Source organism: Streptomyces sp. NPDC001373, assembly GCF_042895815.1.
GTDB lineage: Bacteria > Actinomycetota > Actinomycetes > Streptomycetales > Streptomycetaceae > Streptomyces.
This window is the reverse complement of sequence record NZ_JBIAWQ010000002.1, coordinates 114,835-127,376: the sequence shown is the minus strand read 5'-3', so window position 1 is coordinate 127,376 and position 12,542 is coordinate 114,835. Positions and strand designations below refer to the sequence as shown.

Genomic DNA, 12,542 nt, shown 5'->3' with positions numbered 1-12,542 from the left:
CCACAGCATTGGGTCCGTCGTCCACATGTCATCCACACAGCCTGTGGATAACAAGATTGGCTGACGTCGCTCGCGGCCCTACCGTTGTGCGTTGCCCGACGCGCCGAGAGCCGATCCGGGCGTCCCAAATGTCAGAGCCGTGTCGTAGAAAGAGTGACACGGCGAGGTCCGCGCTGCGGACGGGAGGAGGCGGCCCGGTGAGCATGCCCGAGCCCATGGACGACCCCTGGGCCGACAGCGGTCCCAGTGACCGTCTGCCCGCCCGTTCGCGCCGGAGCGGCGACGGCCGCGGCCGCGGCGGGGACGAGGAGCGCGACCGGGGCCGCGAGGGCGGTTCCTGGGACGGCGGTGGCGGCGGCTTCGAGCGTGTCCCGCCCCAGGACCTGGACGCCGAGCAGTCCGTGCTCGGCGGCATGCTGCTGTCCAAGGACGCGATCGCCGACGTGGTCGAGGTCCTCAAGGGCCACGACTTCTACCGTCCGTCGCACGAGACGATCTACCAGGCCATCCTCGACCTGTACGCGAAGGGCGAGCCGGCCGACCCCATCACCGTCGGCGCGGAGCTCACCCGGCGCGGCGAGATCAGCAAGGTCGGCGGCGCCTCCTACCTGCACACCCTGGTGCAGTCCGTGCCGACCGCGGCGAACGCCGAGTACTACGCGGAGATCGTCCACGAGAGGGCCGTCCTGCGCCGCCTCGTCGCCGCCGGTACGAAGATCACGCAGATGGGGTACGCGGCCGACGGCGACGTCGACGAGATCGTCAACAGCGCCCAGGCCGAGATCTACGCCGTCACCGAACAGCGGACCTCCGAGGACTACCTGCCCCTCGGCGACATCATGGAGGGCGCGCTCGACGAGATCGAGGCCATCGGATCGCGCTCCGGCCAGATGTCGGGCGTCCCGACCGGGTTCACCGACCTGGACTCCCTGACCAACGGCCTGCACCCGGGCCAGATGATCGTCATCGCCGCCCGACCCGCCATGGGCAAGTCGACCCTCGCCCTGGACTTCGCCCGCGCCTGCTCCATCAAGAGCAACCTGCCGAGCGTCATCTTCTCCCTCGAAATGGGCCGCAACGAGATCGCGATGCGCCTGCTCTCGGCGGAGGCCCGGGTCGCGCTGCACCACATGCGCTCCGGCACCATGACCGACGACGACTGGACCCGGCTCGCCCGCCGCATGCCCGACGTCTCGGCCGCCCCGCTGTACATCGACGACTCCCCGAACCTGTCGATGATGGAGATCCGGGCCAAGTGCCGCCGGCTCAAGCAGCGCAACGACCTCTCGCTCGTGGTCATCGACTACCTCCAGCTGATGCAGTCGGGCGGCTCGCGCCGCCCCGAGAGCCGCCAGCAGGAGGTCTCGGACATGTCCCGAAACCTCAAGCTGCTGGCCAAGGAGCTTGAGGTGCCGGTGATCGCGCTCTCCCAGCTGAACCGTGGTCCCGAGCAGCGCACCGACAAGAAGCCCATGGTCTCCGACCTGCGAGAGTCCGGTTCCATCGAGCAGGACGCGGACATGGTGATCCTGCTGCACCGCGAGGACGCGTACGAGAAGGAGTCCCCCCGCGCGGGCGAGGCGGACCTGATCGTCGCCAAGCATCGAAACGGTCCGACGGCCACCATCACCGTGGCCTTCCAGGGCCATTATTCGCGGTTCGTGGACATGGCCAACACGTAGCATCCGATCATGGATGCGCTCTCTGAAGACCTGGAACTCCTGCCCTCCACCCGGCGCGCGCTGAGCCGCCGGATCGCCGTCGCACAGAGCGAGGGCAGGGCTCCGTCGGTGGTGGCGGCCGTCGTACGCGGCGGAGAGGTGGTCTGGGAGGGCGCGCGGACCTCCGTCGTGGGCCACGGTCCCGACGGGGACGTGCAGTACCGCGTCGGGTCGATCACGAAGACGTTCACGGCGGTCCTCGTACTGCGGCTGCGGGACGAGGGGCTGCTGGCGCTCTCGGACCCGCTGGGCCGGCACCTGCCCGGGAGCGGCGCCGACGAGGTGACCATCGGTCAACTGCTGTCCCACAGCGCGGGACTGGCGGCGGAGACGCCCGGTGAGTGGTGGGAGCGCACTCCGGGTGCACAGCGGTCCGGGCTTGCCGACGTGCTGGGCGACGAGCCGTTCAAGCATGTGCCGGGAACCAGGCACCACTACTCCAACCCCGGTTACACCCTGCTGGGTTCGCTCGTCGAGGCGCTGCGCGGGAAGCCGTGGGAGGAGGTGCTGCGGGCCGAAGTGCTGGAGCCGCTGGGGCTGCACCGGACGAGTGCGCAGCCGCAGGCCCCGCACGCGGGAGGCTGGGCGGTGCACCCCTGGGCGGACGTGATGATGACGGAGCCGGCCGAGGACCTGGGACTGATGGCCCCTGCGGGTCAGCTGTGGTCCACGACCCGCGATCTGGCGCGCTTTGCGGCCCTGCTGGCGCGGGGCGACGAGCGGGTGCTGAGCGCGGAGAGCGTACGGGAGATGCGCAGGTCGGTGGCGCCTCCGGAGCCCGGGTTCGCCGATCTCGGGTACGGACTGGGGCTCCAGCTGACGGAGCAGCGCGGGCGCCGACTCGTCGGGCACAGCGGTTCGCTCCCCGGTTTCGTCGCCGGACTCTGGCTGAGCGAGGCCGACGACGTGGCGGCCGTGGTCCTGTCGAACTGCACCTCGGGTCTGGCGGCCTCGACGGTGGCCGCCGACCTGATCGGCATCGTGGCGGACGCGGAGCCACCGTTCCCCGCGCCGTGGCGGCCGTTCGCGGAGGCCGACCCTGTTCCGCTGGAGCTCTGCGGTGTCTGGTACTGGGGTACCGCACCCCATGCGCTGCGGCTGAAGGCGGACGGCTCGCTGGAACTGGGCCCGGTGGGCGTGCTGGGCCGGTCGGCCCGGTTCCGTGCCGGGTCCGACGGGACGTGGACGGGCCTGACGGGCTACTACGCGGGCGAGACCCTGCGGGCCGTTCGGCGGGAGGACGGCTCCGTCAGCCACCTCGACCTGGCCTCGTTCGTGTTCACGCGCGAGCCCTATGACCCCCAGGCCCCGGTGCCCGGCGGGGTGGACCCGGAGGGCTGGCGCGGCATCGGCTGAGGCTCCCCGCCCGGTCGGGAGACGGGCTGGGACAAGCGACGAGGGCGGTCAGGAGACCAGTTCGCGTTCCAGCGGGGTGCGGAAGCGCGGGGTGACCCGGGCGTCGCCCACCCAGGCGGCGAGCCGTGCGGCCTCGGCCCCGATCGCCTCTTCGGCCTCGCGGCCGGGGCTGCCCAGCAGCCGCCAGACGATCTCCCCGTCCGGGCGCTGGGCCCAGCCGCCGACGATCTCGCCGTTCCACCAGACGGTCGGGCCGATGTTGCCCGCGTAGTCGAAGAGGGCGGGCCGGTGGGCGGGGTCGAGGTGGAAGCTGCGGTCGGCCCAGCCCATACCGCTGGGGTCGAGCGCCGGCAGCAGTGCGGCCCAGGGTTCGGGGGCCGGTTCGGGCGCGGTGTCCCCGGGGCAGACGAGGGCAGTGCCGTCGTCGTCCAGGCGGACCTGTTCGGGGCCCACTGCGGCCAGGGCCCTGCGCACGTCGGTCAGGGTCCAGCCGGTCCACCACTTGAGGTCGGCCTCGGTGGCGGGACCGTAGGCCCGGAGCCAGCGGCGGGCGATCTCGGCGCGCGCCTCGGCGGCGGGTACGGCGGGCCACGGCTGTGTGTGCGCCCACCGGAACTGGCTGGAGGTCCACGAGCCGCGCGGCCGGTCCCGGCGGATCCGGCCGTCCGCGGCGAGCAGGCGGATGACGCGGGTGGCCACGCCCGTCTCGGCCTCGTACTTCTTGCCCCGGCCGATGGTGATCTTCTGCCGCAGGGCGGGCACCGCCGCGGAGAGCTGGGCCCCGGTCGAAGGTCCCTGGGAGTCGAGGGCGTCGAGTGCGGCGGCCTCGGCCCGTGCCAGCCAGTCCGCGTCCAGCCCCTGGCCGTCCTCGGCGAGGTGCTTGAGGAAGGTCCGGCGCTCCTTCACCGCGATCGCGCGGGCGGTGGAGGCGTCCACGTGGGGCGCGAGTTCGGTGGACACGGCGAAGAGCGTGTTGCGCATGCTGAGCATCCGGACGACGCTCACGTCCTCGTACAGGGCACGTTCGACCGCTGCGGTGTCGTGGCCCTCGGCCAGGCGGGCGCGGGCGGAGAGGTAGACGGTCGCCGCGTCCGTGGCGTGCAGGGCGACGACCGCGTCCGCGGCCCCGCTCGTGGTGGTGGCGCGGGCCGAGGGGGCCAGGCGGTGGCGGTGGCCGAGCCGGTGGCGGCGGTCGGCGGTGGTGACGAGGGGCAGCCCGGTGCTCATCCTCCCGATCGTAGGCCGGGCCGCCGACAGCGGCCCGGCCCGCCGCGGGCCCGCTCAGAGCTGGAGCTTGAACCCCACGTGGGAGGGGGTGAAGCCGAGCCGCTCGTAGAAGCGGTGGGCGTCGGTGCGGGACACGTCCGAGGTGAGCTGCACCAGTTGGCAGTTCTCCTCGCGGGACCGGTCGACGGCCCATTCGATGAAGCGGGTGCCCAGGCCGCTGCCGCGCTCGTCGGCGTGGACCCGGACCCCTTCGATGATCGAGCGCGTGGAGCCCTTGCGGGACAGGCCGGGCACGATCGTCAACTGGAGGGTGCCCACGACGCGTTCGCCGCGGACGGCGACCACGACGTGCTGATGGGGGTCGTCGGTCAGCCGCCCGAGGGCCGCGACGTACGGGGCCAGGTCGTCCGGGGACTCACGGGTGGCGCCCAGGGGGTCGTCGGCGAGCATGGCCACGATGGCGGTCAGATCGGCCTCGGTGGCGGGCCGGATGACCAGGTCGGGGGCATCGGTCATGGTCGGGCGTCCTCTCTTCAGCCGGCGGCGACGGTCAGCGGGGCCCAGCGTCGGGTCCAGTCGCCGGGCAGGTCGGGGATGTTCCGGGTCATGACGGCGTGGAAGGCCAGGGACTGCAGGCCGCGTTCCTTGAGCCAGGAGACGAGCTCCTCGTGGCGTACGTCGACATCGGTGCGCAGCGGGCGCTCGGTGCTCGCGGCCAGGGCCGTCACCAGTGCCTGAGCGGTGTCGGCGTCCCGGGCGATCAGCGGGCCGACGACATGGGTCTCCATGTTGGGCCAGAGCGCGGCATAGCCGATGAGCGTGCCGGAGGCGTCCTCGGCGACGAGCAGCCGGTCCGTGAAGGCCGGCAGGCGCGTGATCACGTGGGTCCGGTCGGTGCCGAACACGTCCGTGTCCAGCCGGACGATCCCCGGGAGGTCCTCGGCGGTGGCCGGCCGGACCGGGACGCCGGAAGCGGCCCGCCGGGGATCGGGGACGAAGGCGCCGCGGAGCATCTCCGCCCGGCCCGTGGTGTCGAAGCCGAGCTCTTCGTAGAGCGGGCGGCCGTACGGGGTGGCGTGCAGGGTGAGCGGTACGCCGGCGAGAACGTCGTCGCAGACGTACTCCATGAGCCGGCGGCCCAGGCCCTGGCGGGCGAAGCGGTCGGCGACGAGGACCATCCCGATGGCGGCGAGGTCCGGCTTGTCCCGGGAGTCCCCGTAGGAGGTGACGACACAGGCGGCGGCGAGGCCCTGCCGGTCCGGGGCGTCGACGCCGTAGCCGGTTCCGGCGGTGAGGAGCAGCCCCCACTTGTGGTCCTCGCGCGGCCAGCCGCGGTCCTGGGACAGGTCGGCGCAGTGACGGAGGTCGTCCGGGGTCAGTGCGCGGATCGGCAGATCGGTGAGCAGTGGTGGTGTCACCGGCCAAGAGTGGATCATCGGGTCGGGGGCGTCCAGGGAATTCCAGGATCCGGGCGGTCGATGTTTCACGTGAAACGTTGCCTTGTTTCACGTGAAACAGCCGGTCCCTCACCTCCGGCCACAGCGGGTAGGGCCCTTGGATCAAGGTGTGTGCCGCCGAACGCAGGGGCTAGCCTCGACGGCTATGACGCTGCTGCACTTGTTCGACCTTGATGGGACCCTGATGTACGGCTCGGCCGCGCCGGTCGAGATCTCCCGTCAGCTCGGTCTGGAGACCGAGATCGCGAAGCTGGAGCGGGCCTTCGGCGCCCGGGAGATCGGTCCGCAGGACTTCTCGCAGGCGGTGCGCGAACTGTGGGCCGATCTGACGCCCGCGCATGTCCGGGCGGCGTTCGACGGGGCTCCGTGGCTGGCCGGGATCCGGGACGTCTGGCGGGAGGTCCGGGAGCGCGGGGACTACTGCGCGGTGATCTCCCTGTCCCCTTCGTTCTTCGTCGAGCTGCTGCTGGAGTGGGGCGCACATGCCGCGCACGGCTCGGTCTTCCCCGAGGTGCCCTTCACTCGCCCCGTCGACAGGGCGGGGATCCTCACGCCGGAGGGCAAGCTGAGGGTCGCGGACGGGCTGTGCGAGCGGTTCGGGGTGACCCGGGCCGACTGCGTCGCGTACGGAGACTCGATGACCGATGCGTTTCTCTTCGAGGCCCTTCCGCGGTCGGTGGCGGTGAACGCGCGGCCGTACCTGGCGGAGCGGGCCACCCATGTCTACGAGGGCCGTGACCTGCGGGAGGCATATCAGCTCCTGGGGTAGACGCGCCCGGGAGTCGAAGCATCTTAAGGGGATCGTGGGTTCGGAGCGCGGGTTTTCCCCATTCCCCCGCAGGGCCCCCGGTCGGCTGGCACGCTGTGAAACCCGGAACCACGGATTCGAGGCCGTGGCGTGTGAGACCCGACCGAGATGCTCGAAGCGAGGCACCGCATGGACCTTCCGCCCACCAGATCGGCGAGACCCGCGGGCTGGATACCGTCCGGGGTCGGTGCGACCGAACCCTCCCCGGACGCCGTCCTCATCCGCCGGACCCTCGCGGAGATCGCGCCCGTCGCCGACAGGGTCACCTCGTACTTCTACGCCCTGGTCTTCACGGGGCACCCGGAGGTGCGGGAGCTGTTCCCCGCAGCCATGGACACCCAGCGCAACCGGCTGCTGAAGGCACTGCTGACCGCCGCCGAGCACATCGACGATCCGGCGGTGCTCACCCCCTACCTGCGCCGGCTCGGCACCGGGCACCGCAAGTACGGCACCATGGCCTCGCACTATCCGGCGGTCGGGGAGGCGTTGATCGGGGCGCTGGCCCGGTACGCGGAGCTCACCTGGGGACCGGAGGCCGAGGCCGCCTGGGTGCGCGCGTACATCGCGATCTCGCAGACCATGATCGACGCCGCGGCCGAGGACGAGGCGCGGGCGCCGGCGTGGTGGCACGCCGAAGTGGTCTCCCACGATCTGCGCACCTCGGACATCGCCGTTCTGACCGTCCGCCCCGACCAGCCGTACCCGTTCGTGGCGGGCCAGTACACGAGCCTGGAGACCCCGTGGTGGCCACGTGTCTGGCGGCACTACTCCTTCGCCTCGGCACCGCGCGCCGACGGGCTGCTCTCCTTCCACGTCAAGGCCGTGCCGGCCGGCTGGGTCTCCAACGCCCTGGTGCGGCGCGCCCGCCCGGGCGACGTCCTGCGGCTGGGTCCGCCGGCCGGGTCGATGGTGGTGGACCACAGCACCGACAACGGAATGCTGTGCCTGGGCGGGGGGACCGGCATCGCCCCCATCAAGGCGCTGATCGAGGACGTGGCCGAGCACGGCGAACGCCGGCCGGTGGAGGTTTTCTTCGGTGCGCGCAGCGATGACGACCTCTACGACAAGGACACCCTGCTGGGGCTCCAGCGCTCCCATCCGTGGCTGTCGGTGCGCCCGGTGATCGGGGAGGGGATGGCGGGCCAGCTGCCGCACGCGGTCGGCGAGCACGGCCCCTGGAGCTCGTACGACGCCTTCATCTCGGGCCCGCCCGCGATGATCCGCAGCGGTGTGGACGCGCTCAGGCGGATCGGGATCCCCGGTGAGCGCATCCGCTACGACGCGCTGGAGGAACTGGCGGGCGTGGCCGGCTGAGGACCGGCACGGGCCCGCCCGCTCCCCGGCGTACTCAGCCCAGGTCGGGGGCGTGCATGGCGCGCACCCCCTCGATGTTCCCGTCGAGGTAGTGCCGCAGCGACAGCGGGACGAGGTGGACCGCGGCGATGCCGACGCGGCTGAAGGGCACGCGGACGATCTCGTACTCGCCCTGGGGTTCGTCGACTTCGGGGCCGTGCCGGCGTCCGGGGTCCATGGATGCGAGGTGGCAGACGAAGAAGTGCTGCACCTTCACCCCGGTCACTCCCCCCGAGGCGATGTGTTCGACGGTGTCGACGAAACAGGGCACCACATCGGTGATCTTGGCGCCGAGTTCCTCGTCGAGTTCTCTGTGGAGGGCGTCCACGACGGTGGCGTCGGAGGGTTCCACACCGCCGCCCGGGGTGAGCCAGTACGGGTCGACGCCGGGCTTGGTGCGCTTGATGAGGATCAGGTCGTCACCGTCGAGCAGGATCGCGCGGGCGGTGCGTTTGACCACGGGGCGTTCGGTCATGGGAGAAGAGTGGCCCACGTCCGCGCATCTGAAACGCGCCATCGTCCGAAACCCGAGCCGCTCACCAGTGCACGGCGGCGCGCAGCAGGCGGTCATGGGCGCGGGCCAGGTGGGCGAGGGCCAGGCTGCCGGTCCGTACGACGAGGAACCAGGTGCGCAGAGGCGGCAGGTCGGGCTCCAGCAGGGCCACGACCTGGCCGCGGTCGAGGGCGTCCTGGCACAGGTAGCGAGGCAGGACGGCGAGCCCGGCGCCGGCCCGGACGCACTCCAGCACGGCCCGCAGGTCGGGCGCCACGACGGTGGCGGCCGTGTCGGACGCCGGGCCGGGCACGGCGTCGAACACGGCGGCCCAGTAGCGGGTGACCAGCGGCAGGCTCTCGTGGACCTCCACGACCGGGATCCCGTCGAGCGCCTCGGGGCCTTTGGCGAGCAGCTCGCCGGGGCCGGCGAGGGCGGCCCAGTAGGGCGCGGCGACCAGCACCTGTTCCTCGTCGCAGAGGGGGCCCGCGGTGAAGGGCCCGCCCCGGGGCCGGGCGGTAGTGACGACCAGGTCGTGCTGTCCGGCGGCGAGTCCGGCGAGGTTCTCCTCCGTGTCGGCCGCGAAGGCCGTGCGCAGGGTCTGGCCGTGGCCGACGAGGGGCGCGAGGGCGGGCAGCACCCGCAGGCTCAGGAACTCGGGCGGCCCGGCCAGGTGCAGGGTGCGCAGGGCCCCGGCGGCCTGCCGCTCGGTCTCGGCGATCCGCAGCAGGGCGTCCAGGTGCGGGGCCGCCTTGTGGGCCAGCTCGTCACCGACGGCGGTGGGGGTGACACCGCGGGCCCGGCGGTGGAACAAGGGGCGCCCGAGCTGGCGCTCCAGGGTGCGGATCTGGGAGGTGACCGCGGGCTGGGACAGCCCGAGGAGCGTCGCGGCCCGGGTGAACGAACCGGCCCGGTGCACGGCGACGAAGGTACGCAGCAGGGCCAGGTCCATGGCGGCCCCTCTCAGTGGGGGCCTTCAACTATAAATGTGCCGATAGGTTCCTGTCGTTACCGTGATTGGACTCTGACGCTGAGTCAACTAGCCTTGTCGACGTGGTTCTTGTGGGCAGGGAACCCGATGCGGTCCGAGCCACCAGGGGGGAGGCTCGGACCGCCCTCCCACGGGCTCAGGCCCCGGAAGCCGCTTCGTCCAGGGCCCTGAGCACGTCCGAGACCAGGTCCCGGGGGTCCTCGGCACCGGCGGAGAAGCGGATGAACCCCTCCGGCACGGCGTCACCGCCCCACCGTCCGCGCCGCTCCGCGGTGGAGCGCACCCCGCCGAAACTCGTGGCGTCCTCGACCAGGTGCAGGGCGGACATGAAGCGCTCCGCGTGCGCCTTGTCGGGCAGGGTGAAGGAGACCACCGTCCCGAAGCCGCTCATCTGCAGGGCCGCCGTCTTGTGGGAGGGGTCCGAGGGGAGCCCGGGGTAGCGCAGTCCGCTCACCTCGGTGCGGTCGGCCAGCGCCTCGGCGACCGCCAGCGCGTTGGCCCACTGCCGTTCGGTCCGCAGCTGGATGGTGGCCAGGGAACGGTGCGCGAGCCAGGCCTCCATGGGGCCGGGGACGGCGCCGACGATCTTGCGCCAGCGCCGGACGTCGGCGGCGAGCTCCGGGTCGTGGCACACGACGTAGCCGAGCAGCAGGTCGCCGTGGCCGGTGAGCCCCTTGGTGCCGCTGGCCACGGAGAAGTCCGCGCCCAGCTCCAGCGGCCGCTGCCCGATCGGGGTGGCCAGGGTGTTGTCGACGGCCACCAGGGCGCCCGCCGTGTGCGCGGCCGCGGTGAGCCGGCGCACGTCGCACACGTCGAGCCCGGGGTTGGAGGGGGTCTCGATCCACAGCAGCCGGGCCCCGTCGAGGGCGGTGAGCTGGGCGTCCCCGCCGGTCGGCGCGGTCCGTACCCGGACTCCGTACGCCTCCAGCTGTTCCCTGACCAGGGGCAGCGCCTGGTACCCGTCGTCGGGCAGGACGACGGTGTCCCCGGCGCGGGCCTGGGAGAGGAGGACGGCGGAGACCGCGGCCATGCCGGAGGCGAAGACGATCGTGTCCACGTCCCGGCGGCCCGGTGCCTCCAGTTCGCCGATCGCCCGTTCCAGCAGGGTCCAGGTGGGGTTGGTGTCGCGGCCGTAGGTGTACGGGCCCGCCACCTCGCCGGGGAGGTGGAAGTGGGCGGCGAAGACGGGTCCGGGCAGCGGCGGTTCGTTCTTGACGGGCTCGGGCAGCCCGGCGCGTACGGCCCGGGTCCCGTCACCGTACGCGGCCTGCGGGGCCGTCTCGCCGGCGGAGTGCCCGGCCACGGGGTGTTCGGTCATACGGTGTGCTCCTTCACGGCGGCGCGTACGGCGTCCAGCAGGCCGGGGCTCGCGGCCTCGACCAGGGCGAGGCACTCCTCGAACCCGTCGAAGGGGCCGTAGTACGGGTCGGGTACGTCCAGGGCACCCGAGCCGTGCGCGGCTGCCGCGGGGTCGTACGAGCGCAGGAGCCGGACCTTGGCGGCCGCCTCCGGGGTGGGGGCGAGGGTGCGGAGGTCGCGCAGGTGGCCTGAGTCGAGCGCGATGACGAGGTCGAGGCGGTCGAACCAGGAGGTCCGGAACTGCCGGGCGCGGTGGCCCTGTGCGTACCCGGCGGCCTCCAGCACGGCCACGGTACGGGGGTCGGCGCCGTCGCCCTCGTGCCAGCCGCCGGTGCCGGCGCTGTCGACCTCGACCAGGCCGTCGAGTCCGGCCGCGGCCACGTGCGAGCGGAAGACGGACTCGGCCATGGGGGACCGGCATATGTTGCCGGTGCATACGAAGCACACGCGGTACATGGGCGGGCCCGTTCAGTCGTTGTCGGGCAGGGCCAGGTTCAGGGCCCAGGAGACGACGGAGATGATGAGACCGCCGAGGAGGGCGGTCCAGAAGTCGTCGACGTGGAAGCTGAGCTCGAGCTGGTCGGCCAGCCAGGAGGTCAGCAGCAGCATCAGGGCGTTCACGACGAAGGTGAACAGTCCCAGGGTGAGGATGAAGAGCGGGATCGAGAGCAGCTTCACCACGGGCTTGACGATGAGGTTGACCAGGCCGAAGAGGAGCGCGACCAGGATCAGCGACACCGTCCGGCGGCCCAGCGAACTGCCGTCGTCGAGCGTGATGCCGGAGAGCAGCCAGACTGCGACGGCCAGGGCCCCCGCGTTGGCGAGCGTCTTGACTACGAAATTCGTCATGTGTCTGATCGTGGCAGAGAACACGCGGGCCGGGCATCGGCAGATGTGCGGATCCGGGAACCACTGGGCAAGGGCAAGGGGCACAGCGAACATGAAGGCCTTCCGGCTTGACGAGCTCGAAGCCGAACGAGCCGCCAACGACGGCGCCTACCTGCAGTTCCTGCGTGAGCGGAACATGTCGGTCGGGCTCTACTCGCTTGATGCGGGGCAGAGCGACCCGCAACAGCCGCACCGCCAGGACGAGGTGTACTTCGTGGTGAGCGGCCGCGCCTCGATCACGGTCGGGGAGGAGACGACGACGGTGGCGAACGGCAGCGTGGTCTACGTCCCTGCGGGGGTGCCGCACAAGTTCCACCACATCACCGAGCCGCTGAAGGTGATGGTCGTCTTCTCGCCGCCGGAGGCCTGAGACCCCGCCCGTCTGGGGGTCGTCCCCCTGATCCCCCTAGGGGGCGGGTCAGGGGGTTCCGGGGGCTCGCGGGCCCCCGGTCCGTGCTCGCGGCTCCTAAGCTCGAGACCAAGGAAGACGACGCCAGGGACACCGGCGAGGACGAGGAAGAGGTAGGGACATGGACGGGATCCGAGCGATGTTCGCGGGCACGCCGTGGTGGGTCAAGTGGGTCGCCGTTCCCCTGCTGGCGCTCTTCGTCTTCGGCGGGATCATCACCTCGATCATCGGCACGCTGATCGGCTTCGCCTTCAAGGTCCTGCTGTTCGCGGCCCTGGTCGGCGGCCTGGTCTTCGTCGTCAAGAAGGTTACGGGCAGCGGGGCGAAGAGCTCCTCCGGCAACTGGTAGGCCGCCGGGCCCGAGGGGTGCGGGCATTGCGCCAGGCGGGCGAACCTGACCCGGCAAACCCCTCATCCTGTGGCAATCGGTGGATAGGCTGGCAATCCGTGCCGTTCCCTGGGCGCCGGCGGGCCCCCTGG

General features: G+C 72.0%; 14 protein-coding genes. 6 read left to right on the top strand and 8 right to left on the bottom strand.

Features of this window, described 5'->3' with window-relative positions; genetic code table 11:
• The first annotated feature begins 215 nt into the window (after positions 1-215).
• Together dnaB and ACFY15_RS05920 are read left to right on the top strand one after the other, a co-directional pair.
• A complete protein-coding gene (gene dnaB / locus ACFY15_RS05925; RefSeq protein WP_390686379.1) occupies positions 216-1,682 on the top strand; it encodes a replicative DNA helicase in 1,467 nt (488 codons plus the stop codon).
• Positions 1,683-1,691: 9 nt separating this feature from the next.
• Positions 1,692-3,077, top strand: a complete 1,386-nt coding sequence (locus ACFY15_RS05920; RefSeq protein ID WP_390686173.1) for a serine hydrolase domain-containing protein — start codon at positions 1,692-1,694, stop codon at positions 3,075-3,077.
• 48 nt (positions 3,078-3,125) lie between these two features.
• Here ACFY15_RS05920 and ACFY15_RS05915 read toward each other — a convergent pair whose 3' ends face one another.
• From ACFY15_RS05915 to ACFY15_RS05905, 3 genes are read right to left on the bottom strand one after another with little or no spacing between them, the layout of a single operon-like run.
• Entirely contained in the window at positions 3,126-4,304 is a 1,179-nt protein-coding gene (locus tag ACFY15_RS05915; RefSeq protein ID WP_390686172.1) for a winged helix DNA-binding domain-containing protein, read from the bottom strand.
• Positions 4,305-4,358: 54 nt separating this feature from the next.
• Positions 4,359-4,820 (bottom strand): GNAT family N-acetyltransferase, encoded by a 462-nt coding sequence (locus ACFY15_RS05910; RefSeq protein ID WP_390686171.1) that lies wholly within the window; start codon positions 4,818-4,820, stop codon positions 4,359-4,361.
• A 17-nt stretch (positions 4,821-4,837) separates the two neighbouring features.
• Complete coding sequence (locus ACFY15_RS05905) at positions 4,838-5,722, bottom strand: GNAT family N-acetyltransferase (RefSeq protein WP_390686170.1); 885 nt, start codon at positions 5,720-5,722, stop codon at positions 4,838-4,840.
• A 184-nt stretch (positions 5,723-5,906) separates the two neighbouring features.
• Here ACFY15_RS05905 and ACFY15_RS05900 point away from each other — a divergent pair, with 184 nt between their 5' ends.
• Positions 5,907-6,530 (top strand): HAD family hydrolase, encoded by a 624-nt coding sequence (locus ACFY15_RS05900; RefSeq protein ID WP_390686169.1) that lies wholly within the window; start codon positions 5,907-5,909, stop codon positions 6,528-6,530.
• Positions 6,531-6,698: 168 nt separating this feature from the next.
• Positions 6,699-7,883: a globin domain-containing protein gene (locus ACFY15_RS05895; protein ID WP_390686168.1), complete on the top strand. Its 1,185-nt coding sequence runs from the start codon at positions 6,699-6,701 to the stop codon at positions 7,881-7,883.
• Between the two features lie 34 nt (positions 7,884-7,917).
• On the opposite strand, the gene ACFY15_RS05890 is transcribed toward ACFY15_RS05895, so the two are convergent.
• The 5 genes from ACFY15_RS05890 to ACFY15_RS05870 all read right to left on the bottom strand — a co-directional run bounded on the left by ACFY15_RS05890 (position 7,918) and on the right by ACFY15_RS05870 (position 11,614).
• Positions 7,918-8,397 (bottom strand): NUDIX domain-containing protein, encoded by a 480-nt coding sequence (locus tag ACFY15_RS05890; protein WP_390686167.1) that lies wholly within the window; start codon positions 8,395-8,397, stop codon positions 7,918-7,920.
• Between the two features lie 61 nt (positions 8,398-8,458).
• Complete coding sequence (locus ACFY15_RS05885; RefSeq protein ID WP_390686166.1) at positions 8,459-9,367, bottom strand: LysR family transcriptional regulator; 909 nt, start codon at positions 9,365-9,367, stop codon at positions 8,459-8,461.
• 175 nt (positions 9,368-9,542) lie between these two features.
• On the bottom strand, positions 9,543-10,724 hold the full coding sequence (locus tag ACFY15_RS05880; RefSeq protein WP_390825096.1) for a cystathionine gamma-lyase: 1,182 nt from the start codon (positions 10,722-10,724) through the stop codon (positions 9,543-9,545).
• Positions 10,721-11,221: a low molecular weight protein-tyrosine-phosphatase gene (locus ACFY15_RS05875; protein ID WP_390825095.1), complete on the bottom strand. Its 501-nt coding sequence runs from the start codon at positions 11,219-11,221 to the stop codon at positions 10,721-10,723. The genes ACFY15_RS05880 and ACFY15_RS05875 overlap by 4 nt, the downstream gene beginning before the upstream one ends.
• Positions 11,222-11,233: 12 nt before the next feature.
• On the bottom strand, positions 11,234-11,614 hold the full coding sequence (locus tag ACFY15_RS05870) for a phage holin family protein (RefSeq protein WP_390686163.1): 381 nt from the start codon (positions 11,612-11,614) through the stop codon (positions 11,234-11,236).
• Positions 11,615-11,705: 91 nt separating this feature from the next.
• Here ACFY15_RS05870 and ACFY15_RS05865 point away from each other — a divergent pair, with 91 nt between their 5' ends.
• Positions 11,706-12,023, top strand: a complete 318-nt coding sequence (locus ACFY15_RS05865) for a cupin domain-containing protein (protein ID WP_042810190.1) — start codon at positions 11,706-11,708, stop codon at positions 12,021-12,023.
• A 160-nt stretch (positions 12,024-12,183) separates the two neighbouring features.
• Positions 12,184-12,411, top strand: a complete 228-nt coding sequence (locus ACFY15_RS05860) for a DUF5326 family protein (protein ID WP_390686162.1) — start codon at positions 12,184-12,186, stop codon at positions 12,409-12,411.
• Positions 12,412-12,542 lie beyond the last annotated feature (131 nt).